We start from the raw sequence: 25022 nt of genomic DNA on the forward strand, positions 1-25022 counted from the left end.
CTATGATAAGCTACGTCACAGGCAATCTGCTAAATGCTGATACCGAAGCACTCGTCAATACCGTAAACACGGTCGGTGTAATGGGTAAAGGAATTGCTTTGCAGTTTAAAAATCGCTACCCGCATAATTTCAAAGTGTACAAAGATGCCTGTAAAGCAGAAAGCTTTAAGACAGGAGAGGTCCTTACCATAAAAGATGGCGATTTAATGACCAGGAAATGGATCATTAATTTTCCTACAAAGGCACATTGGAAAGGAAAATCCAAATATGAATATATCTCATCCGGCCTGAAAGCATTAAAAGCTGACCTTATCGAAAAAGGCATTAAAAGTGTGGCGATTCCCCCTTTAGGATGTGGGAACGGAGGATTGGACTGGGCAAAAGTAAAAGAGATAATCGAGGCTGAGCTTGGTCACATGGATATCAATATTCAGGTTTATACGCCCAATGAATCGATCAAGCAAACACTGCAGCACGAGGATACCGGAAAGCAGGCTAAACTGACACCTGCCCGGGCCATGTTGCTTTATCTGTTATTTGAATATGAATCCATGGGAGAGCAAAGCAGCTTATTTGTAGCGAATAAGTTAGCTTATTTTCTGCAGCGAAGTGGGGAAAACCTAAAGCTCAAATTCCAGGCATATCATTATGGTCCCTACACTGTCCAGCTAAATCATGTTCTGCAATACCTGAATGGTGTTTATCTGAAGGGCCTGGAGCAAAATAAAGCAGGAGCATTTGAGCCCTTGTTTCTCAATTACGATAAGCTTCAGGAAGTAAAAACCTACATCCAAAAAGAACTCTCCGAAGAACAGAGGAACCGGCTAAAGCAAGTAATGAAACTATTAGAAGGGTTTGAATCCACCTTTTCACTTGAGCTTCTTGCAAGTGTGGATTACCTGACCACTCAGGAAGGACAAAGAAAGTCTGTTGAGGATGTAATGGCCGGCATGGAAGAATGGAATATCAGGAAAACCGAATTGTTCAAGCCCAGATATGTTGAAATTGCCTACCGCCACTTAAATAACTACGCTCAATCTATATTTTAATGGAATATTCTCTGAGGCAGAGAATATTTGAATCTGATCAGCTATTAAGCTCTAAAATGGCGGTATTGATTATATTGGGTCTTATAATTTGACCGTCTGATGGGATTTACCGAACTAAACAGTGTAGAACATTTCATCATCCACCAGCTAAGCGGAGTAAACCTCAATACTCAGGGAGCTGGAGAACCCCCTTTGGCTTATGCATCTGATTGGCAATATCGTTCGGCATTAAGCCTGGAGCGAAGTACCAATGAAGTACTGGTGGAGTCAGAGCTGAAGAAAGCCTTGATCCGGCTAAATCCTGAAATGGCGGAAAGAAATGAGTTAGCGGATGAGGTGATTTATAAGCTCCGAGCCATTCTGTTATCAGTAAATCAAGTGGGGTTAGTTCGTGCCAATGAAGAGTTTTTCAAATGGATGACCGGTGAGAAAACCATGCCTTTCGGGGAAAACAACCGACATGTTCCCATACATTTGGTCGACTTTCAGGATAAGACAAATAATTCATTTGTCATCACCAATCAATACCGTGTTCATCACCGGGAGACAAAAATTCCTGATATTGTTTTGTTGATCAATGGTATTCCCATTGTGGTGGGCGAGGTGAAAACACCTATCAGGCCTTCTATCAGCTGGCTGGACGGAGCTCATGAGATCCATGATGTTTATGAGAATGCGGTTCCTCAGCTGTTTGTACCTAATGTTCTCTCTTTTGCATCCGAAGGAAAAGAATTGTTTTACGGGGCTGTAAGAACACCTCTGGAATTTTGGGCGCCATGGCGACTTGAAAGCGATGAAGAAGAACTTGCAAAACGCCTTGGGCTAGGAGAAATCGGTAAAGAGCTTTCAGACCTGCTTAACCCAGGGAGACTCCTGGACATCCTTCAAAACTTCTCATTATTCACCACAGATAGCAAAAGCAGACGGATTAAGGTTATTTGTAGGTTTCAGCAGTATGAGGGTGCCAATAAAATTGTTGAACGTGTAAAGGAGGGACAAATCAAAAAAGGGCTTATTTGGCACTTTCAGGGCTCTGGTAAGTCTTTGCTCATGGTCTTTGCCGCACAAAAGCTGAGAAAACTCCAGGAGTTAAAAAGTCCGACAGTCTTGATTTTAGTAGATCGTACGGACCTGGATACCCAGATAAGTGGTACTTTCAACGCTGCGGATATCGCAAATGTGGTGACTACTGACAGTATCAATGAACTACAGAAACTCCTTGCCCGGGACATCCGGAAAGTGATCATCACCATGATCCATAAATTTCGCGATGCTCCAAAAGACCTGAACATACGAGATAATATCATTGTGATGGTCGATGAAGCTCACAGGACCCAGGAAGGTGACCTGGGAAGGCGAATGCGCGCCTCATTACCCAATGCCTTTCTTTTCGGGCTTACGGGTACTCCAGTCAACAAAGCAGACAAAAATACTTTCTGGGCCTTTGGAGCTGAACAGGACGATGGAGGATATATGTCACGATATACATTCCATGATTCCATTCGGGATGATGCTACCCGACCATTACATTTCGAGCCCAGACTAGTAGATGTTCATGTAGATAAAGAAACCATTGATCAATCGTTTGAGGAGTTTAAAGAAGCTACGGCTATTTCTGATGAAGATGCTGATGCATTGAACAGACATTCGGCCCGGATGGCGGCTTTTTTGAAGAGTCCCGAACGTGTATCTAAAATCGTTGAGGATATTGCCGTTCACTTCAGGGAAAAGGTAGAACCTCATGGATTCAAAGCAATGATCGTCACCCCTGATCGCTACGCATGTGTTCAGTACAAAGAAGAACTTGATAAGCATTACCCAGCAGAAGCAAGCAAAGTGGTCATTTCCACATCAGCTAATGATGATCTTGATTTTAAGCAAAAGTGGGGAATTGATAAAAACCAGCAAGATAAAATCGTTGAAGAGTTTAACGATGAGCATTCTGATCTGAAATTCATCATCGTTACCGCAAAGCTACTGACTGGGTTTGATGCTCCCATTCTTCAAACCATGTATCTGGACAAATCCCTCAAAGATCATACGCTCCTACAGGCTATTTGTCGGACTAACAGATTATACGCCGGTAAACACTTCGGAAGAATTGTAGATTACTTTGGTGTTTTTGATGACGCTGCAAAAGCACTTCAATTTGATGAGAAAAGCGTTTTAAAAGTCATTACCAATTTAACAGAGCTCAAGGAAGAATTACCAAACGCTATATCAAAAGCTTTGTCCCATTTTACAGGGGTTAATCGATCTCTCCAAGGGTTTGAGGGATTGGAAGCGGCACAGAATGCCATCAATACGGATGATAAAAAAGATGCGTTTGCCAAAGACTTCAAATACCTTTCAAAACTATGGGAGTCACTTTCTCCCGATCCTGTTTTAGATGAATATCAAAATGACTATAAATGGCTATCACAGGTCTATGAATCTGTCCGGCCTGCATCGGATCATACAGGAAAACTTCTGTGGTTTACACTTGGAGCTCAGACAACCAAACTAATCCATGAAAACATTCATGTGGGGGATGTACATCACCTAGACGAGTTTGTACTGGATGCCGATGTAATTGAAGATATTTTTAATAATCCGGATCCAAAAAATGCAGCCAAACTAGAGAAGATTCTCATCAAGCGATTTAAAAAACATGCTGGAAATCCAAAATTCAAAAAACTAAGTGAAAGACTTGAGGCTCTTAGGAACAAAGCAGAGCAAGGATTAATTACATCTATAGAATTTGTCAAAGAGCTATGTAAGCTTGCCAGAGAAACGGTTCAGGCAGAGAAAGAATTGGAATCTCTGATCGAAGAGAAAACACCCCAGGCGGCTTTAACCGAATTGTTTTTAGAGCTGAAAACCGATCAAACGCCGGCGGTGGTAGAACGAATAGTTAAAGATATCGATGAAATTGTAAAGCAAGTTCGATTTCCAGGTTGGCAAGATTCCAATGCAGGAGAAAGAGAAGTCCAAAAATCACTAAGAAAAGCATTGCTTAAATATCAACTCCATAAGGACCAGGTTTTATTTGATCGGGCTTACGGCTATATCAAGGAATATTACTGAAGTTGTGTGAAGAATGGTTACTAAATAAAGCATCCAAAGATCAGTTATCTAATCCTCCTTAAATTATCATGAGTAAACACGAATCCTGGCGTACCAAACACTATTGGAAACAAGTTGGGGGCCTCTTGATTGAAGAATTCCCGGCTGTTCGCAGAGGAAAAGAGCATTCAAACAGAGAAATTGATGGTGTTATTATCCTGGGCGAGCCTAACGAAATAAAATACCGGGTAGATTATGACCTGGAAGGAAAAGATATAATCTGTATTCAAACGAAGGCAAAGCGAATAGGAATGTATCTGATGGGTCAGGCTTTTTTTTCAATAGAATTGCTAAAGAGATATAATCCCAGATCGATCAAGTCTGTAGCAATTTGTAAAAAGACCGATTCTGTTTTAGAACCTATCTGCAAGAAATATGGAATTGAAGTAGTTGTAATTCCTGATGAATTAGCCCCTGATCGGTAAAGAATCCCAGCAGAAGGTCTTTTACCTGAGCACATGGAGTGGGAATAGAGAGAGATGGTTATTGTTCTGGCAGCAGCCGATGACTAACGGCTATTTTCAAGATGGGCGAACCCGTCAGATGGGTAGTCTCAAATCACATCCTCCAGCTCATGAATAATATCTCCTGGTCTGAATGAACCACCCCTCTTCTACAGAAACTCTTTAGAATTAACCCCTACATTTACACCGATAACTTTTAACGCTTATTGGGATTATGAACAGCAGATCAATCGTACTTATTTTCATCATCTTTTTCTCCTATTTTGCGCTATATGCGCAGACACCTATCGATGTACTACAGAAAAGCAATGCCGACTACCTCGGTGAAATGGAATCGGAAGGGTTTGAGTTCAGGTCCCAGATCATCACGGAATTTAACCCGGAGAATGCCCAACAGAACGTGAACATCAAGCTAAAAGCAGGCCATACTTACCAGTTGGTGGCAATGGGCGATTCGGATATCACCGAGCTTGATGTGGTGGTCAGGTCTTCCAAAAAGTTTGAGGTCAGCGAAGTGGAAGATTTTATATCGTCCGGTCGTGGAGAAGTACAGGTGCTTGTCCCGGAGAAATCCGGCAAGTTCAGGATCACCCTGAATGTTAAGAGCTTTTCTGATACTGGAAAAGGGTTTGTGAGTTTTATGGTGTTGAGGAAGTAACCATCCCAACCCCTGAGCCGGTCTCTTACGCTAACTGTGCCTTCGCGAAGCTTCAGCGAAGCAAGGAGCTTTAGCGACAGTGTGGCGCCCCTCCTAAAACAAGTATTACCACCCCCAGCCCCTCCTAAAACAGGAGGGGAGCGTTTGCGTCATGGTTGGTGGTTACTTCTATCCATTTTCAGAAGATTTATAAATTTTGCAGTGCATATTCCTCCCCTTGCCAAGGGGAGGTGCCTGATACACCTGCACCTGAGGCTACGGCGCATAAAAAGGCGGAGGGGTCGATCTTAATACACACAAAGGACTGAGGGGTCTAAGAGTAATTTGTTTTCTAAATTTAGTCCTGGTAAGAATTAGAATATAAAATGCCAAACAGGAAATACCAGACCAATAATCGTCCGGAGCTGAAACAACTAAGGAAGGATCTTAGGAATAACCTCACCAGTGCGGAAGCAACTTTATGGACGTACCTGAAAGGGAAACAGCTGGCCGGCCGCAAATTCAGAAGGCAGTTTAGCGTGGAAAACGTATGTGTTGGATTTTTACTGTCCATCGGAAAAATTAGCCGTGGAACTAGATGGAGCTGATCATTTTACCTCTGCAGGATTTGAGCGTGATGAAATCAGGGCTGAGGTACTTAGTGAGCATGGAATTCGTGTAATCCGGTTTGAGAATAAAGAGGTCTTTGAATCCATTGAAAATGTTTTGGAAGAGATAAAGTCAAACTTTACCAACTCCAAATGATAGAACCACCCCGGCCTCATTTCTTTCTAAAACAAGTATTACCACCCCCAACCCCTCCTAAAACAGGAGGGGAGCCGTTTGCGTCATGATTGGTGGTTACTTCTATCCATTTTCAGAAGATTTATAAATTTTGTAGTGCATGCTCCTCCCCTTGCCAAGGGGAGGTGCCTGATACACCTGCGCCTGAGGCTACGGCGCATAAAAAGTCGGAGGGGTTTCCTGTGCAACTGGAGGTCCCGCCTGGCGGGGGAGGGGTCTAAGAGAACTTAAATACAAATTTAGATGGAATAAAGTGGGATCTTACCTGCTAAACTGGATCTAACCACTTACCCCTAAAGGCCGGTCTCTTACGCTAAAGCTTTAGCGACAGTGTGGCACCCCCTCCTAAAAAAAGTATTACCACCCCCAGCCCCTCCTAAAACAGGAGGGGAGCCGTTTGCGGTATGGTTGGTGGTTACTTCTATCCATTTTCAGAAGATTTATAAGTTTTGCAGTGCATGCTGCTCCCCTGTGTTAGGGGAGCTGTCCGCAGGACTGAGGGGTCTAAGAGTAATTTGTTTTCTAAATTTAGTCCTGGTAAGAATTAGAATATAAAATGCCAAACAGGAAATACCAGACCAATAATCGTCCGGAGCTGAAACAACTAAGGAAGGATCTTAGGAATAACCTCACCAGTGCGGAAGCAACTTTATGGACGTACCTGAAAGGGAAACAGCTGGCCGGCCGCAAATTCAGAAGGCAGTTTAGCGTAGAAAACTATGTGCTGGATTTTTACTGTCCATCGGAAAAATTAGCCGTGGAACTAGATGGAGCTGATCATTTTACCTCTGCAGGATTTGAGCGTGATGAAATCAGGGCTGAGGTACTTAGTGAGCATGGAATTCGTGTAATCCGGTTTGAGAATAAAGAGGTCTTTGAATCCATTGAAAATGTTTTGGAAGAGATAAAGTCAAACTTTACCAACTCCAAATGATAGAACCACCCCGGCCTCCTCTCTCTCCTAAAACAAGTATTACCACCCCCAGCCCCTCCTAAAACAGGAGGGGAGCCGTTTGCGTCATGGTTGGTAGTGACTTCTATCCATTTTCAGAAGATTTATAAATTTTGTAGTGCATGCTCCTCCCCTTGCCAAGGGGAGGTGCCTGATACACCTGCGCCTGAGGCTACGGCGCATAAAAAGGCGGAGGGGTTTCCTGTGCAACTGGAGGTCCCGCCTGGCGGGGGAGGGGTCCATAACCTATATAACGTACACCTTTGCTAACTATACCCTAGTGTCACGATTACTAAGAAAGCAAACTAATTATTCATGCCATCACTCAGCTTCTTTACTTATAAAACAAGGATTTCATCAACTTAGTGATGGCATGAATTAGTATCCTTATTTAAGAGTCACGACACTAGTTAACCTCCAGTGTTGGTTTGAATTTAATTTGCAGGAAGTGCACGAACTTTTTATCTCCGCTCAGGTCTGCCTCGGTGATCCGGAAGAGGAAAAAGTTTGACCGGTAAGGGTAAAAGTGGAGTTTTCGGTTGTCCACATTAAAGAGCGGCTCGGAGGACCTGGATGAGCTAAAAAGTACCTCTTCTTTTTCAGTGTCCCTAATCTCGTAAATGGTTTTGGTCCCCAGGTCAAAAACCCGGACGGAGAAGGGCGAGCCATCCAGAAAAGCTCCTGACCGTATCCACTGACCCTCATCGTTTTTGTTGAATTTGACCAGTGAATAGTTAGAAGAGCCGGCTATTTCGCCCTGGTGTGAATCGATGGTGTTAAAGAGCCCCGCACCCTCCAGTGAAGATAGTGGCACCTTGCCGACAGGTTGATCCGTGGTGTTTTTAAGCGCAAAACCCAATGGTGAAAGCTCCCCGGTGAAGGTCAGGTTTTCGAGCCGTTTTTTCATGATGGCCTCATCGCTTCCCAGGGAAAATGAGGTGTCCGGGTTGGTTAGCTGAAGGGTGGGCCGGACTACCGAACCACCCTCATCAATGATGATCCATTCATTTGGGTTGGGGTTAATGGTCGCTTGTAAGTTGCTTTTCTCCTGGAGATAATTATTGGTAAATAACACCAAAATAGCTCCCACCACTTCCAGGATAAGGGCTTTGAAAAGCACCTTGCGGTAATTCTCCGCAATGGGAACCCAGCCCGGCAGGCTGGCTAACGTGAGTATGGCAGTGAGGACAAAAATGCCCAGAAAGGTATAGCCCAGAATATCAATAAGCATGAGTTCAACAGCGAGTTCCTGTGCTGAAATTACGAAAGTTGTGTGTGAGAACCAAGTCAATTTACCGGAGGGTTCTCCAGCTCCTTCACGATAGCCTTTAGCATGGCTGGGACGATGAGCCTGTGAAAGGGCTTGACCAAAGCAAAATACATCTGTCCAAACCAGTTGTGGATCACAACAACAGTAGAAAGAATGATTTGATTTTGGTCACTGACCAGCAGTGATACCCAAAAATCCAGGTGCCTGTCCTGTTCGCCCATTACCAGTTCATGATCGGATTTATCCATGATCTTAAACAAACCGACTTTATCTCCAACATTGCCTTGAAAGTTTTGAATGATCGTCTCTTCGTCTGTTTCTACAGTCCCCGTTTTCAGTCCAAGGGCAGCCACCGTCCTGTTACGCAACCAAAACAAACCCCTTATCCACCGTGGGGAAGATCGAAAAAACGCCCTGGCGATTTCAACCGGAGTGATTTGGATATTGGAATTTACAGACATGACGAAAGCATCTGTGTAGTCACTGGGCTTACCGGACAGAAGCGAATCATCAGGTAAACTGGTTTTTTGTGGTTTGGTCATAGGTTATATCAGGTTATCTTTCTGATAGATCTTTACACCTTTTTCGATCATCTTGCCAATTTTAAAAAGACTTTGCAAGGTTGCCTGGATGTCGGACAGGTCTGTTTTCATCTCGGACGGTTTTGATTTTCAGTAAAAGTAGCTTGCAGATACAATAAATACTATTCGAACCCTACCTTTGCGCGCTTATGTGGCTACTACTGGCGATTGCTTCGGCATTTTTCATGGGTTTTTACGACGTTTTCAAGAAGGTCTCCCTCCAGGAAAATGCGGTGATCCCTACGTTATTTTTCTCCACAGTCCTGGCATCAGGGATTATGCTGCTGATGGTGGTTTTTTCGGAGACTGGTATCCTGCCGCAGAGGCATCTGCTTTATGTCCCACAGATAAGTTTAGCCAGCCATTTGGGGATCTTACTGAAAACGGTGATCGTTTTAGGCAGTTGGATATTCACCTACTTTGCGATGAAAAACCTGCCTCTGACTATCCTGGCGCCTATTCGCTCTACAGGTCCCCTTTGGACATTGGCGGGGGCTTTTTTGATCTTCTCGGAACGACTCAATGGATTTCAGTTGGCCGGAGTACTGGTCATTTTTGTGTTTTTCTATTTGTTTTCTACAGCCGGGAAGCTTGAAGGTATCAGCTTTCGCAACAACAAGTTTATCTGGTTTTTGATAGCCGGAACCCTGCTGGGCTCAAGCAGTGCGCTTTATGACCGGTATCTCTTACGGGAGATTGAGGTGATGGCTGTGCAGGCCTATTTCACCTTTTATCAGACACTGCTGCTCATCCCGATATTGATTTTTCTCTGGTATCCTAAAAAAGCCCAAAACACTCCCTTTTCATGGCGGTGGACCATTCCTTTCATTGGTGTATTTTTATTGATTGGGGATTACCTGTACTTCTACAGTATATCACTCCCTGACTCCCTGATTTCTGTGATCAGCCTGGTTCGTCGTTCCAATGTGCTGATCGTTTTTGCTTTCGGGGCAGTCTTTTACAAAGAGCAAAACATCAAAAAGAAAGGCCTTTACCTGATCGGGATACTTGTGGGATTGGTATTATTGATCCTGGGCAGGTGATTTTTCCAGCATACCAAGCAGGGTGGTCTTTTCAACTGGCTTCTCTTTAGACAGGCTCATACTCTAAAATTAGAGAAAAAGCTCTAATTGCTGGTTTGGTATAAGTCAGAGTTTCGAAAAGGGATGAGAGCAAGCATTACTGCCTGCACATAGTATTCCGTACGACCTAACACACCATGTGTTAAAGAGCCGATAGCACCTCCCTTTTGTTTGGAGTTGCGTTCTTTGAAGACCTGATCATTGGCATGACCAAGCTCCACTCCATCATGGATCAGCTTAGTCACTTCAGGCGGAAGGTAAAAAGTACTGGTCTTAGCTTGCCCCTGCAGCGTTTTTGATTTGATCACCACCCAGGCGAAAGCTTCCATCCCAAACTGGGTCTCATGGATTCCTCCTTCTATCCCTACCCACAGGTCTGCTGTTGGTTGAGACTTTTGTGCATTTTCGGATCGGTTGATTGCTCCCTGCAAAGTTTCTTCATCACTCATGGGCTGGTCGGATACTCCAGAGGGCACATCTACACCGGTCACCTGGCATTGTTGATCAGGGAAAAGGTTTTGGAAAGCTTCTTTGGTGGAATCTAGCTTGACCGGGTTTTTGGAGGCAACAATGATTTTCATGGTGCAAGTATAAACCATCACGTGTGGTTGTGGGGGGACAACCACAAGTCATAACATCATTTAACCCCCGGATTAACCCACAAATGGCTAACCCAGTACCAGTTTCCATCTTTATCAGGAACCGTGATGGTATACAATGTTCTCCGCCGATCTGCTAGCGAACTGGCAGCCTGGACAGTCAGTTTTACGCTTTCGTTTTCCAGCTTTTCAATTTTCTTTTCACACACCTCTCCCTGCACAAAGCATTGCAGCTGGTCTAGCTGAAGATCCTTACCATCAAACTCCAACGTCAGCTCTGGAGTAGTAGCATTTTCAGGAAGCATGAATGATTCAGGAGTTTTGTTGCTTACCCTTAAGGCTTTCATGGAAGCCTTGGAGGCAAACTTGTCCGGAGCAGCGTATAACTCGGACATGGGGAAGCGCGGGAGTTTCATAAGATCAGATCCTGAGTGGATCACTCCTGAATTTTGAGCAGCAGCGGCAACAAATCCCATGGACTCTACGATGGATTTCATTTTCGTGTCAAACTCTCCGTATGGATAAGCGAAAGTCTTGGGAGTCCTTCCGAGATTTTCTTTGATCAGTTTTTGGGTGAGTTTCAGCTCTTCTTCAAAGATCTGATACCTTTCACCTTTGGCCAGGTTCAGAAAATACTGGTGGGAGTGGGTATGGTTCCCTATTTCAATTCCTCGTTTACTCGCATCTTTTATGGCTTTCCAGTCCATGTAGTCATTACCGCCTACGGTTTCCGTATTGATAAACAGGGTGGCAGGGAAGCTGTATTTTTCAAGGATTGGTAAACCATTTTCATAGAAACTGTCATAACCATCGTCGATGGTGAGCACTGCGGTTTTTTGTTTAGCAGAATCGGATTTTAAATAATTTACCGCATCGGAAAGCGTCAATACCTGAAAATTATTTTCCTTCAGATATTTCAGGTGCGCTTCGAAATTTTTCAGTGAAACGTTAGTCGACGGATAGCGGGAGTCTCCAACGCGATGGTAGACAAAACAGGCTACTTCCTTATCCGATGCTTGCAGAACTGCAGACTTTTCGCTTCCTCCTTTTTCAGTGGGAGTACATCTGAAATAAGCAGATAAGATTAATGTCAATAACAAAATGGTACGCATAATCATTCTTGTTCTACGAAATAACGTGGATCAAGGCGATAATCGTCGTATTTGGTCAGATTATTTTGAGCAATAATGGTTTTAAGCTGGTCGACGTAATCCATCCTTCGCTCTGAATAATATTTTAGATACGGGAGCAACTTGTCTACTTCGTTTGTTTCAGACCGGGCCTTTCTGAAGTACCGGTAGGGCCTGGACCTTCCGATCGTCTCAAAATAGTCTTCGATAGACTGTGAAATATCTACATACTTTCTCAGGTATACATTTCCATACTCCGCTGCGATCCGTGGTTCTGTTGGGCTGTAGGACCAGACACCAAAAAGATTATTAGCCTGCTGAAAGAATCTGGATGAACCCCAGCCGCTTTCCACGGCAGCCTGAGCCAATACAATGCTGTTCGGGTGTGTTTTCATCCGGTCGAGCAGTCCCCGGATGTTTTTGGCTTTGAAACGGCTTAGTTGTGTCTTGTAAAGAGTTGAGTCTTCCTGGCTCCAATGCTCCTTATCAGAAAGAGTGAGGATTTTCTGCCGGTCTTCCGACAGGTGGTGCTTTGCTATGAGAATTGCCGGGAGCACGGCGGCAATGAACTTTTCCTTTGACTCTTCTACAGTTAGCCCCTCGAAGCTTGGTACATTTTGATACAGGACCGGTCTAACAAGGGAGTCACCTAAAGGAATAATCTGGCTTGGGTTATCCAGGGGGATGGTCTCCGTTTCCAAAACCATCACCTTTTCTTCACAAGCTAAACCGCTTATTATGAGCAGTATAAATACATATTTCTTAAAAATATTCATGCCATCTAACCAAACGATCAAGCCCGTAAAGAGTTCAAAAAAACCCCTCCTGACGAGGTAGGAGGGGCTGCATAACGGCTTTTCACCAGCTATGAAAAGCGCAACTGTATTTTTGGCAATTTCCTAAAATGAAAAAGTGGATTTTATCCCGTGATACCGGGATTTTATATACCGTGAAGAGGGTATTAGTTGACCGAAAATGCTATTTTGAAGGTTTCCAGGTCAGATTTTTCCTGTGTTTGAATGTCCCGGTCAAATACGCGGTTCAGGTTGTTGCCGGCCAGATCTTCCAGGCGACTTTCTATAATGAGCTCATAGGATCCGGTGGTCCATGGAGTGTCAGGGGTGAAGATGATCGATTGGTCCTGGTTGCCAGCAGAAAATGTCCCTTTCCGTTCTCTGACTTTGAAGCACTCGGCAAGCAATTGGTGATCCAGCGGTTCTCCAAAGGAAATGATCAGTGGGTCCAGGCTTCCTGATTTAGGGACTTCTATTTCCCAATGCTCAGGTTTGGGTTTTATCGAGTCTTTTTGGCTAATGAAAAATTGTTTAGTGAAGCTCTTTTGCAGGACTTTTCCAGCCTGACTTTTCCAGTTTGAGTTGATCACCAGCTGGTAAGTTTCACCTTCCGTCAATGGCTTTCCGAGCTTTTGATTTCTGAGCAGGTCTTTTTTGATCCGTCCCGGGTCCAGCCAAAGGGTCATTATGGTATTGTCATAGTTCCAAAGTTCAGGTTGTAAAGCCAGGAATGGAGTGATCTCTTTTTCTCCGTTGTGGACTTTGATGTACTGATAGCCGGTATTGCCCTGCATCGGTTGATCAAATAAGAGATACATCTTGAGTAGGTTTTCCGGTAAGGTGTCCTGCTCCGGATAGATCGCTTTAACAAAGGGAGGGTTGCCGGATGGTTCCGGGATTAAAAAAGAAAACGAGTGGCTCTCGTTCCAGGTGAGTTTGTAGGATTTTCCAGGTTGGAAAGGTAAAGCCGGCTTAAAGATTATGTTGTTTTCTGTTTCAAAAAACCTCCCCAGTAAAGGTGTAGATGAATTCTGAAGAAATACTTCTACTTTATTTACCTCTTTGTTGGGCTTTTCGAAACTTACGCTTTTTACCTTGCCCCCTTCAAACTGTAAATTTTGTGCTGAAGCACAAAAAAATGGAAAGCCGATGATCAACAGGATCACCGGCTTTGAAACCATCATGTTTGTTATCTTCAGAGCCATCGGCTGGACTGAGTGACCAGGTTCAATTCGCCTTTGCCATCTCGCTGCAGAAATACAAAACTCTCCTCATTGAGCTTATCCAGCTGCTGTACGTTTACAAACGGTAGCGCTATGAAGTCCACGCCTGCAGTACCGGAGCGCTCTTCTACCCTGGTATCCAGCGACCCCTGGAATTTTTCGATATCCTCAAATTTGATCTTCATAACTGCCCGGCTGGAATTAGCCATCAGCAGGTACTTCTTCCCTTCTTTTTCCATAACGATCATGTCAAGAGGTGTGTTCCAGTTTCCCAGCTCGGCCACAGTCTGACCTTTCACATGCTCACCGGGTTTCAGCTGATCCATCGGGAATACCACCAGCGGAGTACAGGTATAACTTGCGATCAAAGCTGTTTTTCCTCCTACCTCGGTGGCTGTAAAGGCTTTGATGGGTGCGTATGTTTCATAGCGTCCATGGGCCGCGTGGTAAATTTCCAATGTGGAATCATCCTGTTTCCCGCTAAAAGGGAACGGGATACTTCTAAAAGTGGAGCTGAATTCTTTGTTGGAAAGACCGCTGACCATCACCTTGCCATTATAATAGTTAAGGTCTGAGACAGTCCATACCCGAAGTGGCCTGCCACGATCATCTTTTGCATCTGCGGCCAGTGAGTTTTCGATTCCCGTTTCATCATACTTGATGCTTTCGAGTGAAACGTTCTCAAACTTCCCATCTACAAGCTTGAGAAGCAAAGGTGTGCCATCACTGTGCTCTACAGCAAAGTATGCGGCTTTGGAGATTGGGTTGATCGCCATATCCTGGATGGATACCTTGTCAGCGGTTGTCCCCAGGTTTTCAGCGATAACTTCATCCACTTTAGAAAGCTCATGTTTTTCTACTGTTCCCGGATCGGTGTCCTGGGTTTCGATAGCAAAAACTTTTGCGCTTTTAGAATCACCGATGAACAGGATCCCTTCAGGTCCAAAAGACAGTGCATTGATAGACTGAATCTGCGGACTGCCCAGCTTAAAGTTTGCTGTGTAGTCTACGCCATCTGAAGCAAACGCTCCGATGCATAAGCCAAATGTCAGCAGTGGGAGTAAGACTTTTTTCATAGTATAAGTTATTGTGGTTTAAGTAGTTAAACTGAATTTAACCAAACAAGTTTTAAAATCCGCATTTTTTATGACGATGAAAGCATACCGTCTTCACGGTATATAAAATGCCCATCGCGGGGTATTCTATCCGGTTTGTCAGCCAGATAATTTTGGAAAATAAATTATTGGATTAAACTAAATATTCCGCTAACCATGAATCGTATTTACAACAAACTATTATTCTCACTGGCTGTGATTATGCTGGTGACAGGAAGCTTACAAGCTCAGGATGCCCTGTGGCAACTGGACTTTGATAAGCAAATTGAATGGAACAAAAGCACAGAAGCAGGGATCCTGTTGGTAGGGACCTCTGATATGATGCTTTACGGCGTGGACTCCAGAGACGGAAATGTCCTGTGGGAAAACGATATTATGAGATCGGCCAAGAGCCTGAAAGGACCAGATGGAAAGAAAGCTGAGCCCAACTACCTCTTTGAGACCTATATACAGGTACTGCAGGAAGATGGGGTACCTGAAATATCTGATTTCGCTGAGATCAAGTATACGGATAATGCTGCCTATAAAAACTACGCAGTTATAAACATTCGTTCAGGTGAAGAGGTAATCAGTCCGAGAAAGGCAGACATGCCAGTCGCTAAGTTTTTCGGAAAAGAAATGCCTTCCTTCAACTATAATGGTACTGCTTACATACCTGAAACGCGTTCGGTGATCATTTCAGCTACCTGGATGGATTATACCAAAAAGAAAGATGATCAGGAACAAAACCTGACCAAAATGTTGGCGCTTCCTTCAGCTGAGATGATTTGGGAAACTGATCAGATCGCTGTGGATTCATACCCATTTGTATTGGAAAACGGAGACCTGATCCTGGCCGGCAAAAAGAAAATTGCTCGCATGAATGCAAAGACCGGACAGATCAAGTGGTCTTACGAGACTGAAGATAAAAAAGAGACTTTCGAGAGCTTTGACCTGAGCCTTGACCTTTCACACGGTTACTTCTTTGAGAAAAGAAAAAATAGTGGTTTCCTGTCTGCTGTAAATATGGAGACTGGAAAGAAACTTTGGGAAGTAGAAATGAAACTCAAAGTGGTGCCGGAAATGAGCGCTATGGGATATGGTGTGGTAGTGCGCGACGATAAGTGGCTTACGCTTTATGACCTGGCCGATGGTTCCGAGTCGTGGAAAGTGAAAAAGATCACCGGATCTATTGTAGATCTTGGAGACAATGGGATAGCTGTTATTCAAAAGGAAAAATTCCTGATGCTGCTTGACAAAGCCACCGGAAATACCATCTGGGAAGAAAAAGTAAAAGGAGTGAACATTGATCAGGTAGCAGCCAAAGGCATTATGTACACTGACTCCAAGGGACGACTTGGTCTGATCCAGTATGACGGAGAAAAAGTATGGGATAAAAAAGGAATGTTGGAAGTACCATCAGTAAGGTATAAGCCGGAGTTTACCAAAGAGCTGATGCTGATTGATGGTAGCCTTTACGAGGTAGACCTGCTTAATGGTGATTACAAGGTATTGATGGCAAAAGTGGACAAAACCTTCCAGGGAGATGAGACTCCTGAATCCATCGAACTCGTAGACGGAGGTTACCTGCTCAGTTCAGCACAAAATATGCTGATGCTCAACCCGGACGGCACAGTGAGATGGCAGAAATACTGGGAAGCTCCGGGGATGAGTCTTGCAGCTAAGATAGCTCTCCGCACATTGCAGGTAGCATCAGTAGTTATGGCCGCTTCTTCAGCCGCTGCGTCCAGCCAAAATAAAACGGCTTACGGAGGAGAAACTTACCGCAGTAAAATGTATGCACAGCAAGCAGATGACTGGGCCAATATTGCGGGCATGGCCGGAGATGAAGCCAAGAAAAAATTTAGCGCCACAAAATCCAAAGGAGATCATGTACTCGTACTTTCTTTGGTAGGTCCCGGAGGACAAAAGAAAGGTTCCGGTTTGATCAAAATAGACAAACGTACCGGAGAAGAAATAAGCACTTTGCTGCTTGGAGATAAGGAGCCGATCTACGATTATGATCCCCTGTCTCAGCAGGTGTTTTTCAAGGCTGACAAAAAGCAGATCATTAGCTACACACTGTAGCACCGCTGATTAGAGTGAGGGTCAGCTCAAAAGTGAGCTGACCCATTTTTTTAAAAAAGTCCTTCATCATGAAATGAGCATAATGCCGGGCCGCGTAGGCTCAACCTACGCGGTCCGACCCAAATATTGAGAACACCGAGTCGCGTAGACCGGGCCGCGCAGGCCAACTAGGTATGATCAAAATTGGACGGCAGACCGCTGATTTCATCAATTTTAAACACATGAAACTCCTTTATTACTTCCTTTCGATCCTTTTCATTAGCGGGCTGCATGCCCAGAATTCAAAACTTATCATCCGTCAGGGGCATAAGCAGGCGATCAACTGGGTGACCTACACTCCGGACGGCAACTATGTGTTGTCAGCAGGTGCGGACAAACAGATAAAACTTTGGGATATAAAGACCGGAATCGATATCAAAACGTTTTCGGGACATACCAGCGCTATCAACTGCCTGGAGCTGACGAAAGACGGGACCCGCATGCTTTCGGGAGATGAAGAGGGAAAAGTGATGATCTGGGAGCTGGAAGGTGCTTCCTCACCCGTAACAACCATTGATGCTCACGCTGGTTCCGTGAACACGATCAAAATAAAGCCTGATGGTGAAAGCTTCTTTACAGGAGGTCAGGACGAACTGATCCGTCAGTGGACCTTTGGGGGAGACTCCATCAAAACCATACGAACGATGACCTCCCAGGTGCGGGCTATCGGCATTCATCCGGAAGGCCGATATGCGATTGTCGGAGGACAAAAAACCAATGATGTAGAACTGGTAATTGTTGATCTGAGCACCGGAGAGATCACCGACGATGTTTTAAAACATTATAAAGCCTCGGGGCTGGCTAAAGCTTACACTTATGCGGTGCTGTCCGGGTTTTCCATTGTTTCCAATATCGCAAAAGGCAACATCGGGAAGGACATGTTGGATTTTTACATCATGAATTACAACAACATTGAATTTCGGGAAGACGGAAGATCCGCACTTATTTCTCAAAATACCTTTATCCCTTTAGCTGCCGCAAAAGATGAAGAGGAACGAAGCGGAAATACCGTGGTATCCATTGTGGAGCTGACGGATGATGGCAGCCAGTTTAAAGAAGTAAAGAAAGCTCAACGCTGGGTCATCAATCACCCGCAAAGCCGGGCACTTTTCAATGAAGATCAAACACGGATCATTGCCAACCTGAAAAATGCCATCAAGGTATATGACATGGAAAATGCCGTTTTTCCGGAAGGGGACCGCAAGGAGTCAGCTGCGTATGAGCCTCCCATCCTTAAAGACTTTAGAGGAGATGTTTCCTGGTTAAATTCCATTGCGATCGCTCCTGATTATCGCACGGTAGCTTCGTCTGATGACGACCGAAAAATCAAGCTTTGGGATATGGAGACTGGCCGGATCCTGCGGAGTCTGGAAGGTTATGTACAACCGGCCCTGGCAGTGGATGTAATGCCGGATGGCAAGCATATAGTGGTGGGATCGCTTGATAAAAACATGACCCTCTGGGATATTACTACCGGTAGATTGGTAAAGGTTTTTGATCGTTCTCAGGATGTAAATACCATCGATGTATCCGAGGATGGAAAATACCTCATCACAACGGCCGTGGATACACGTTTTTTCAAAATATGGAACTTCTCCACCGGCCGTCTCTTCAAATCGGTTTTAAATGATAAGGAAAACTTTACCTGGGTGAAGTTTGACGATGCCCCCAATTTCGCCTATGCAGAAACCGCGGATGGGGACTTAAGGTATTGGGATTGTACCGCCTCTAAAGACAAGCGGGCTAAAGAGAGCCGGGCCGAACTTGAAAACAAATATGATCAGGGTGACTATCATGTCAGTTGGAAGGACTTTACGGTAACTTTGACCAAAGCTGGTCAAACGCTGTTTTCCGATTCTCAGGCAGGACTTTTGACTGATGCGGTGTTTAGCCGTGATGGTAGGTTTCTGGTCACTACCAATGAGCAGGGAGAGATTGCGCTGTACTCGATAGCCCAAAAGGAAAAGGTACTGAGCATGTCCTACATTGGTGAAAACGACTATGTGACTTACACTCCGGATTATTATTACACCTCTTCAAAAAATGCAGCACGTGCCATTGCCTTTAAGTCGGGAAATAAGGTGCTGCCGTTTGAGCAGCTTGAGCTGAAGTACAACCGCCCCGACATTGTGGCTGAGCGGCTTGGGTATGCCTCAGATAGGCTCGTAGCTTCTTACCGGGCAGCTTATGAGCGAAGACTAAAAAGGCTTGGACTGACTGAGGAAGACCTGAATGGTTCGCTTGAGCTGCCCAAGGTCACCCTGGATTATAACCAGATCCCATTAGCAACAGACAGTCGGAGGTTTAGCTTTACTGTAAGCGCGAGTGATCCGTCTGTGGGGTTAGGCCAGCTGCAGCTATACGTCAATGATGTTCCGGCTTATAGCTCTGTGGGAGTGGAGGTGTCTTCAGCTAAGGGAGAGTCCATTTCCAAAGCGTTTACGTTCGACCTTTCTGCCGGGATCAATGAGGTAAAGGTAGTGGCCGTAAATAAAAACGGCTTAGAATCACTGCCGGAATCTTTTGAGATCAAATACAATGCAGAATACTTCAAACCAAATCTCTATATGCTTGGGATAGGCGTTTCGAAGTATCAGCAGAGCAATTTTAACCTGGCTTTTGCGGCAAAAGATGCCAATGACCTGGCTATAACCATTTCAAACTCCACCTCTTTTGAAAATGTGTATACCAAACTTCTGACAGATGACAATGCGACCAAAGGTAACATCTCGGCAGCTCGCGACTTTTTGGAAAGTGCCGGCGTAGATGATGTGGTGATGATCTTTATTGCCGGGCACGGCGTGTTGGATGCAGAGTACCAGTATTACTTTGCCACTCACGACATGGATTTTAGTAATCCGGCAAATGGTGGGCTCCCCTATGATGGACTGGTCAGGCTGCTGGATGGCATCCCTTGCCGAAATCGTGTGCTTTTCATGGACACCTGCCACTCCGGAGAGCTGGATGCGGATGATGTGGAAGAGGCAAATGAAAGAGTGGTGGAGTCTGGTTCGGTGGCATTTAGGTCCACTGGCACGGTGGTGAAAATGAAGGAAAACAGTTTTGGGCTGGAAAATACGCTGGAGCTGTCGAAAACTCTTTTTGGTGACCTGAAGAAGGGAATTGGCGCGACCATTATCTCGGCAGCCGGAGGTACCGAGTTTGCGATGGAGGGCCTCAACTCCTCCAATGGACTGTTTACCTCCTGCCTGATTGAAGGGATTGAGACACGAAGGGCAGACATAGACAGAAACCGGAAATACTCAGTGCTCGAGCTACAGCAATATGTAGCAGAACAGGTGATGAGGTATTCGGATGGCAAACAGGTGCCTACATCCAGAGAAGAGAACCTGAAAAATGACTTTACGATCTATTAGAAAGGAGGTTAGAGGTTAGAGGTTGGAGGGTAGAAGTTAGAGGCTTAGTTAAAAGATCATCATTACTGCTGCCAGGGCAGTAGTGAAAATGATAAACCACCGGTATTTTTCTTCGGGGATCTTTTTCACCACAGTGACTCCCAGAAATGCGCCTAAGGCTACAATTGGGATGGTAGTGAGGTCCAGCAGAAAGGAATTTAGGGTGATGGTCTTCCATGCAAAGACGTGAAAGGGGATCTTAAACCAGTTGAGGATCATAAAGAACCAGGCAGCCGTGCCGATGAACTGGTTTTTAGGAAATCTCATGGTGAGGAGGTAGAGGGCCATCACTGACCCGGCGAGGTTACCGACCATGGTGGTAAAACCACCTAAAACCCCCAGGAGTATAGCAAACCATAAGCCTTTGGGAATGCGCTTTTCCTTGGACCGTTCCTGCCATACCATGATGGCCAGGCTGGCAAGTATGATCACGGCCATGATGATTCGAAAGACCTCATCATTGATCTGATCTCCAATGTATGTTCCCAGGATTACGCCGAGCGCTGCCCACGGAAACAGCCTGATGAGATGTACCCATTTGGTATGCCGATGGTAATACCACACCGCAAAGACATCAGCTATGCAGAGGATGGGGAGCATGATCCCACTGCTTAGCTTCCCGCCAAATACAATGGCCAGAAGTGGAACGGCCGCCATACCCGTTCCGTGAATGCCTGTTTTAGCCATCCCGATCAGCAGGGGTACCAGAAAGAAAATGCTGGCATCAGCGTAAGAAAGCTGGAAGGAAAAAAGTTCGATCAAATCAGATTAGGTTATTAGCGTACGCAAACTTAATCAGACCTACGAGGTTATTGGTGCCGGTTTTTCTAAAGATATTTTTTCGGTGGGTTTCTACCGTTCGCTCAGAGATGAACAGTTCTTCTGCGATCTGCCGGTTGTTAAACTCTTTTGCAATGAGCTTGAGGATCTCCCGTTCACGGTCTGTGAGCAGACGGGTTTCACCATCCCTGCTTAGTCCTTTGATCAGGATGGAGTTGATCTCGGAGCTGAGGTGCGTTTTGCCAGATTTGATGGTGTAAATGGCGTCTATCAGCTCCTTTTGTGAATCTTTTTTGATCAGGTACCCATCGATACCTTCTTTTAATATTTCTTTTACCAAATGAGCCTCATCATGCATACTGAGTACCAGGATCTTCATGTCCGGGTATTTTCGCTTTACTTTCCTTACGAGTGTAAGACCATCCTCATCAGGTAGGTTATAGTCTGTGATCAGAAGGTCGGCTTTTTTCCGGGTAAGCTGATCCATGGTGTCCTGAACAGTACCAGCTGTTCCCACAACCTCCAGGTCTGGCTCGGACTCTATAATTTTTATTAACCCTCCGATCAGGATTTCATGATCGTCCGTCAAAAACAACTTCATAGATTTAGGCTCGGTGTTTTTACGTAGGAAAGTTAACAAATTCATTCAGCCAAATTAGCAGTGGCTCGAAATTGTTACTATACCCTCACTACGGTATTTTGTAGAGTTCAGCTGATTTTTTGACTATTTGAATAGCCTGGAGTCGAGTGAAAAGGGATCGATGATTTCTTTAATGACTGTTTTTTGGTGATCCGGGTGAGCAGGATTTAGCAGATAGTTGTGTTCTTCAGATACTATGGCGGAAGGTACTTTTAGCACATAATGCTCATTATTCTGAGCAAAAGCAGCACCGATATTTTGAGTGGAAGAAGGAATGAAGGTCTTTTCATCCCACTGGTTTGGCAGTTGGTTTAATTTTAGCTCTGTAAGCGAGCTGGCTTTTATGTCAATTTTTGCAAGACAGATGTCAGGAGGAGCCATAAGGTGATAGTTGTTTGCCAAAAATTCCAGGCAGGCCAGAGAAATGGAACCCGCAGTGTATAGTAAGTTGATGCCTGGAGGATTCCATCGGCCTCCATGCAATCCGGCTCCAGTGCCGCTAAGATCCTGGATATAGGTACGCTTACTAATTCTGTAAAGGACCATCAGGCAAGTACGCCGTGTTCCATCCGCCCGATCTGATCCAGTAATCTCCGGACTCCAAAACTGTTTTTCAGGAGGGTTTTTGGTTTAATATTTCCCAAAGCAGGATTTTCGGCTTCCATCCAGGCATGAAAACCATCACCAAATGTAGCAATGCCCTTTTTATAAACCTCTTCTATTTCCAGGACTTTCTCTGTAACAGCCGGATTAAAAGCTGTCTTCCGTTTGTAGGTGTCAATGGAAATGGGGAGGATCTCGATCATATCACTTAGGCTCAAATGAGAAATATTGATCACATCTTTGATGTAGCTTTTGGAAATGGCCTTGTTGGCTAAAGTGAAATAATTGACCTGACCGTAAACTGCCAACGGCTCTTCCAGAATATCCGGGTCTTTTTGATGAGGCTTGTACTTTTTCAAAATTAAATCAGTGTATTATCACATTAAATTTTACGTAAAAATACACGAAATAGTTGTTTAAAAAAATTCAGATCACAAATTGATTCGACGGTTTCTGTAGTGAGTGGTCCTTTACCTGATTCAAAGTAGAGTAATGGGCCAAATTCTTTCAAAAAGTTTCCTGGTTTATGTTTTCTTGTATTGATTGTGAAACCGGTACATTCACAATCAATGTATTTCCTTTCATTTCCGGGGTGGTATCCAGGTCCAGCTCTCCTTTGATCAGGTTGGCGCGGGAGTTCATGTTTTTCCAGCCGTTGCCTTTCCCTTTTTTGAGTAGTTCGGCATCAAATCCCATCCCATTATCCTCGATCAGGAGGGTGAGCTCTTCTTCGTCTTTGGTTAGCTGGATGGTTACTTTATCAGCATCGGAATATTTCAGAATGTTATTGACCCATTCCTGTGTGATGCGATACAGTGAAATTTCCTGTACGTCCGTGAGCCGCTCTTCCAACCCAAAGAAATCGGTTTGTACGTCTACCTTCCCGGTGTTACTGATTCGTGTGGCGAACTCATCGATAGCCGCTGTTACTCCATGCTGTATGAGTGTTTGAGGCATCAGGTTGAAGCAGATGCCTCTGAGTTCCTGATACATATCCTCCAGCACTTTTTCAGATTCCTCAAACACCTTCTGGCGGTCTGCTTCATTTTTTTCAAGGGACTTCAGGTTGAGGTTCAAAACCGAGATCATTTGCCCAAAACCATCATGCAGGTCTTTGGCAAAGCGGGAGCGTTCCTTCTCCTGGGAAGAGATGGCGGCATTTAGCTGAGTTTCACGCAGGGTGATCTCAGCTTCCTGTACGAGTAGCGCCTGTTTTTTCCGGGCTCTGCTTCTTATCAGTAAAATGATAATGCCAAGCAGTATGACTATAAACCCTAAGCTGCCAATAGCTGCAATATTTCGTTGGTTTTGTGCCTTTTGTTCAGCGATTTCGGCAGTTTGAAGGGCGATCTGTTGTTCTTTTTTCACTGTTTCATATTTGGTTTGGAGTTCTGAGACCATTTTGGAATTCTCCTTGTTTAGAAGTGAATCGCTCAGGGTTTTGTGCTCTTTGTGATAGAGATAAGCCTTTTTAAAATCTTTTGTTGTCTCATAAAGTAGGCTAAGAATAAGATATGCTTCGTTTACAAAGCTGGCATTTTCCAGCTCTTTTGCTTTTTGAAGTCCCTGTAGCAAATACGTTTCCGCTTTAACCAATTGATTGTTTTGCCGATAGGAATCACCCAAATTCACGAGAGAAGCAGCTTCGACTTGTTGGTCTTTAGCTTCCCGAGCCTCTTTCAAAGACCGGTTACTATATATAATAGCCTGATCATGGTCTTTCAACAAATTGTGGATTACGGATAATGACATGTAAGTATCAAGCAAGCCTTTTTTGTAATTCAACGTTTCAGCTAGTTGGAGGGCTCTATCATAGTAATACAGTGCTGAGTCATAGGATTTTTCGTTTTTAAAAGTGATCCCGATATTATTATAGCAAGAATATAAACCACGCTTGTCGTCATATTTACTCTTTATAGCCAATGATTTCCTATAGTATTCTCTGGCCAAACCATCGTTGTTCATGTCTGCGTGAACCAATCCAATGTTGTTATAAATTTGTCCCATACCCCGCTCATTTCCGAGACTATCATCCAGTTTTACGGAGCGTAGCAGCCATTCCAAAGCATCTTCATACTCATTACCATACATGTAAATAATACCAAGGTTATTCACCGCCCTGGAAACATCTTCTGCTCTGGATTCTTCTTCGGCCAGTTTGTAAAAAAGCTCAAATTTTTCAGCTGCTGAGCTGTACTGTCCCTGATAGAAAAAGTTGATACCCTGGTTATTGATAATTCTTGTCTTCAGATCATAATCTTCATTCACCATAGCCAGCGCCTGATTTAGAACCATATCTGCGGTATCATATTTTCCAAGATACGTAAGCGCCTGACCGAGATGGGCCATGGCATTGATCCTGATGGCCTCATCTTTTACCTCTTCGATCACCATTTCCAGTACCTGATGACTGGAATCAAGATCCATGTCCATAAGCAGGTTTCCTGCTTCTACAAGTACTTCATACTTTTCATCTCCGGTTTTGTCCATGTATAGTGACAGAAGACTTTCCAGTTGATTGTTGATGGTTTGGGCCGTAGTAAAAAATGGGGCTAAAAAGAGGATGGTCAGGATAGAATGATATTTCATTTTGAAAAATTTTAGGCTCAGGATTAATATAAAACTAGCTTAGCTCTATTAAAAAAGCTACTGTCGTGAGGGAACTATCTGAG

Annotated in this window: 22 protein-coding genes; 10 read left to right on the plus strand and 12 right to left on the minus strand. The window is 44.4% G+C overall.

The window, feature by feature from the left end; genetic code table 11:
- Window positions 1-2 precede the first annotated feature (2 nt).
- The 7 genes from darG (at window position 3) to AC3E9V_RS01440 (ending at window position 6993) form a co-directional block, all read left to right on the plus strand.
- Window positions 3-1049, plus strand: a complete 1047-nt coding sequence (gene darG, locus AC3E9V_RS01410; protein ID WP_488751395.1) for a type II toxin-antitoxin system antitoxin DNA ADP-ribosyl glycohydrolase DarG — start codon at window positions 3-5, stop codon at window positions 1047-1049.
- Window positions 1050-1148: 99 nt separating this feature from the next.
- Window positions 1149-4115, plus strand: coding sequence for a type I restriction endonuclease subunit R (locus tag AC3E9V_RS01415; RefSeq protein WP_488751396.1), 2967 nt, complete (start codon window positions 1149-1151; stop codon window positions 4113-4115).
- 68 nt (window positions 4116-4183) lie between these two features.
- A complete protein-coding gene (locus AC3E9V_RS01420; RefSeq protein WP_488751397.1) occupies window positions 4184-4579 on the plus strand; it encodes a hypothetical protein in 396 nt (131 codons plus the stop codon).
- 253 nt (window positions 4580-4832) lie between these two features.
- On the plus strand, window positions 4833-5276 hold the full coding sequence (locus tag AC3E9V_RS01425; RefSeq protein WP_488751398.1) for a hypothetical protein: 444 nt from the start codon (window positions 4833-4835) through the stop codon (window positions 5274-5276).
- A 365-nt stretch (window positions 5277-5641) separates the two neighbouring features.
- Complete coding sequence (locus tag AC3E9V_RS01430; RefSeq protein ID WP_488751399.1) at window positions 5642-5863, plus strand: DUF559 domain-containing protein; 222 nt, start codon at window positions 5642-5644, stop codon at window positions 5861-5863.
- On the plus strand, window positions 5844-6020 hold the full coding sequence (locus tag AC3E9V_RS01435; protein WP_488751400.1) for an endonuclease domain-containing protein: 177 nt from the start codon (window positions 5844-5846) through the stop codon (window positions 6018-6020). Before AC3E9V_RS01430 ends, AC3E9V_RS01435 begins: the two co-directional genes overlap by 20 nt.
- 595 nt (window positions 6021-6615) lie before the next feature.
- A complete protein-coding gene (locus AC3E9V_RS01440; protein ID WP_488751401.1) occupies window positions 6616-6993 on the plus strand; it encodes an endonuclease domain-containing protein in 378 nt (125 codons plus the stop codon).
- A gap of 424 nt (window positions 6994-7417) precedes the next feature.
- On the opposite strand, the gene AC3E9V_RS01445 is transcribed toward AC3E9V_RS01440, so the two are convergent.
- Both AC3E9V_RS01445 and AC3E9V_RS01450 read right to left on the minus strand, forming a co-directional pair.
- The gene (locus AC3E9V_RS01445) at window positions 7418-8242 is read right to left on the minus strand and encodes a hypothetical protein (protein WP_488751402.1); all 825 of its coding nucleotides are present in this window, start codon (window positions 8240-8242) and stop codon (window positions 7418-7420) included.
- A gap of 56 nt (window positions 8243-8298) precedes the next feature.
- On the minus strand, window positions 8299-8823 hold the full coding sequence (locus AC3E9V_RS01450; protein ID WP_488751403.1) for a DUF2867 domain-containing protein: 525 nt from the start codon (window positions 8821-8823) through the stop codon (window positions 8299-8301).
- 188 nt (window positions 8824-9011) lie between these two features.
- On the opposite strand from AC3E9V_RS01450, the gene AC3E9V_RS01455 reads away from it, so the two are divergent.
- Window positions 9012-9905, plus strand: a complete 894-nt coding sequence (locus tag AC3E9V_RS01455) for an EamA family transporter (protein WP_488751404.1) — start codon at window positions 9012-9014, stop codon at window positions 9903-9905.
- A gap of 83 nt (window positions 9906-9988) precedes the next feature.
- Here AC3E9V_RS01455 and yjjX read toward each other — a convergent pair whose 3' ends face one another.
- The 5 genes from yjjX to AC3E9V_RS01480 form a co-directional block, all read right to left on the minus strand.
- Window positions 9989-10525, minus strand: a complete 537-nt coding sequence (gene yjjX, locus AC3E9V_RS01460) for an inosine/xanthosine triphosphatase (RefSeq protein WP_488751405.1) — start codon at window positions 10523-10525, stop codon at window positions 9989-9991.
- A gap of 56 nt (window positions 10526-10581) precedes the next feature.
- On the minus strand, window positions 10582-11655 hold the full coding sequence (locus AC3E9V_RS01465) for a polysaccharide deacetylase family protein (protein WP_488751406.1): 1074 nt from the start codon (window positions 11653-11655) through the stop codon (window positions 10582-10584).
- A gap of 2 nt (window positions 11656-11657) precedes the next feature.
- Window positions 11658-12449 carry a glucosaminidase domain-containing protein gene (locus AC3E9V_RS01470; protein ID WP_488751407.1) on the minus strand — a complete coding sequence of 264 codons (792 nt, stop codon included), beginning with the start codon at window positions 12447-12449 and terminating at the stop codon, window positions 11658-11660.
- Between the two features lie 185 nt (window positions 12450-12634).
- A complete protein-coding gene (locus AC3E9V_RS01475; protein WP_488751408.1) occupies window positions 12635-13672 on the minus strand; it encodes a hypothetical protein in 1038 nt (345 codons plus the stop codon).
- Complete coding sequence (locus AC3E9V_RS01480) at window positions 13663-14766, minus strand: hypothetical protein (RefSeq protein ID WP_488751409.1); 1104 nt, start codon at window positions 14764-14766, stop codon at window positions 13663-13665. The genes AC3E9V_RS01475 and AC3E9V_RS01480 overlap by 10 nt, the downstream gene beginning before the upstream one ends.
- Before the next feature lie 195 nt (window positions 14767-14961).
- On the opposite strand from AC3E9V_RS01480, the gene AC3E9V_RS01485 reads away from it, so the two are divergent.
- Window positions 14962-16872 carry an outer membrane protein assembly factor BamB family protein gene (locus AC3E9V_RS01485; protein WP_488751410.1) on the plus strand — a complete coding sequence of 637 codons (1911 nt, stop codon included), beginning with the start codon at window positions 14962-14964 and terminating at the stop codon, window positions 16870-16872.
- A 221-nt stretch (window positions 16873-17093) separates the two neighbouring features.
- On the plus strand, window positions 17094-20288 hold the full coding sequence (locus AC3E9V_RS01490) for a caspase family protein (RefSeq protein ID WP_488751411.1): 3195 nt from the start codon (window positions 17094-17096) through the stop codon (window positions 20286-20288).
- A 48-nt stretch (window positions 20289-20336) separates the two neighbouring features.
- Here the strand turns inward: AC3E9V_RS01490 and AC3E9V_RS01495 are convergent, their stop codons facing one another.
- From AC3E9V_RS01495 to AC3E9V_RS01515, 5 genes are all read right to left on the minus strand, one after another.
- On the minus strand, window positions 20337-21089 hold the full coding sequence (locus AC3E9V_RS01495; protein ID WP_488751412.1) for a sulfite exporter TauE/SafE family protein: 753 nt from the start codon (window positions 21087-21089) through the stop codon (window positions 20337-20339).
- A gap of 1 nt (window position 21090) precedes the next feature.
- Window positions 21091-21708 carry a response regulator gene (locus tag AC3E9V_RS01500; protein WP_488751413.1) on the minus strand — a complete coding sequence of 206 codons (618 nt, stop codon included), beginning with the start codon at window positions 21706-21708 and terminating at the stop codon, window positions 21091-21093.
- A gap of 123 nt (window positions 21709-21831) precedes the next feature.
- Complete coding sequence (locus tag AC3E9V_RS01505; RefSeq protein WP_488751414.1) at window positions 21832-22293, minus strand: RES family NAD+ phosphorylase; 462 nt, start codon at window positions 22291-22293, stop codon at window positions 21832-21834.
- Window positions 22293-22709: an Xre family toxin-antitoxin system antitoxin gene (locus tag AC3E9V_RS01510; protein ID WP_488751415.1), complete on the minus strand. Its 417-nt coding sequence runs from the start codon at window positions 22707-22709 to the stop codon at window positions 22293-22295. Before AC3E9V_RS01510 ends, AC3E9V_RS01505 begins: the two co-directional genes overlap by 1 nt.
- A 148-nt stretch (window positions 22710-22857) precedes the next feature.
- The gene (locus AC3E9V_RS01515) at window positions 22858-24939 is read right to left on the minus strand and encodes an ATP-binding protein (RefSeq protein WP_488751416.1); all 2082 of its coding nucleotides are present in this window, start codon (window positions 24937-24939) and stop codon (window positions 22858-22860) included.
- Between the last annotated feature and the right edge of the window lie 83 nt (window positions 24940-25022).

Source organism: Marinoscillum sp. HNIBRBA16962 (assembly GCF_057801515.1).

Bases quoted from the DNA above. Each gene is read 5' to 3' on its own strand.
- darG (WP_488751395.1), top strand. From the start codon at position 3: ATGATAAGCTACGTCACAGGCAATCTGCTAAATGCTGATACCGAAGCA.
- AC3E9V_RS01415 (WP_488751396.1), top strand. From the start codon at position 1,149: ATGGGATTTACCGAACTAAACAGTGTAGAACATTTCATCATCCACCAG.
- AC3E9V_RS01420 (WP_488751397.1), top strand. From the start codon at position 4,184: ATGAGTAAACACGAATCCTGGCGTACCAAACACTATTGGAAACAAGTT.
- AC3E9V_RS01425 (WP_488751398.1), top strand. From the start codon at position 4,833: ATGAACAGCAGATCAATCGTACTTATTTTCATCATCTTTTTCTCCTAT.
- AC3E9V_RS01430 (WP_488751399.1), top strand. From the start codon at position 5,642: ATGCCAAACAGGAAATACCAGACCAATAATCGTCCGGAGCTGAAACAA.
- AC3E9V_RS01440 (WP_488751401.1), top strand. From the start codon at position 6,616: ATGCCAAACAGGAAATACCAGACCAATAATCGTCCGGAGCTGAAACAA.
- AC3E9V_RS01445 (WP_488751402.1), bottom strand. From the start codon at position 8,242: ATGCTTATTGATATTCTGGGCTATACCTTTCTGGGCATTTTTGTCCTC.
- AC3E9V_RS01450 (WP_488751403.1), bottom strand. From the start codon at position 8,823: ATGACCAAACCACAAAAAACCAGTTTACCTGATGATTCGCTTCTGTCC.
- AC3E9V_RS01455 (WP_488751404.1), top strand. From the start codon at position 9,012: ATGTGGCTACTACTGGCGATTGCTTCGGCATTTTTCATGGGTTTTTAC.
- yjjX (WP_488751405.1), bottom strand. From the start codon at position 10,525: ATGAAAATCATTGTTGCCTCCAAAAACCCGGTCAAGCTAGATTCCACC.
- AC3E9V_RS01465 (WP_488751406.1), bottom strand. From the start codon at position 11,655: ATGCGTACCATTTTGTTATTGACATTAATCTTATCTGCTTATTTCAGA.
- AC3E9V_RS01470 (WP_488751407.1), bottom strand. From the start codon at position 12,449: ATGAATATTTTTAAGAAATATGTATTTATACTGCTCATAATAAGCGGT.
- AC3E9V_RS01475 (WP_488751408.1), bottom strand. From the start codon at position 13,672: ATGGCTCTGAAGATAACAAACATGATGGTTTCAAAGCCGGTGATCCTG.
- AC3E9V_RS01480 (WP_488751409.1), bottom strand. From the start codon at position 14,766: ATGAAAAAAGTCTTACTCCCACTGCTGACATTTGGCTTATGCATCGGA.
- AC3E9V_RS01485 (WP_488751410.1), top strand. From the start codon at position 14,962: ATGAATCGTATTTACAACAAACTATTATTCTCACTGGCTGTGATTATG.
- AC3E9V_RS01490 (WP_488751411.1), top strand. From the start codon at position 17,094: ATGAAACTCCTTTATTACTTCCTTTCGATCCTTTTCATTAGCGGGCTG.
- AC3E9V_RS01500 (WP_488751413.1), bottom strand. From the start codon at position 21,708: ATGAAGTTGTTTTTGACGGACGATCATGAAATCCTGATCGGAGGGTTA.
- AC3E9V_RS01505 (WP_488751414.1), bottom strand. From the start codon at position 22,293: ATGGTCCTTTACAGAATTAGTAAGCGTACCTATATCCAGGATCTTAGC.
- AC3E9V_RS01515 (WP_488751416.1), bottom strand. From the start codon at position 24,939: ATGAAATATCATTCTATCCTGACCATCCTCTTTTTAGCCCCATTTTTT.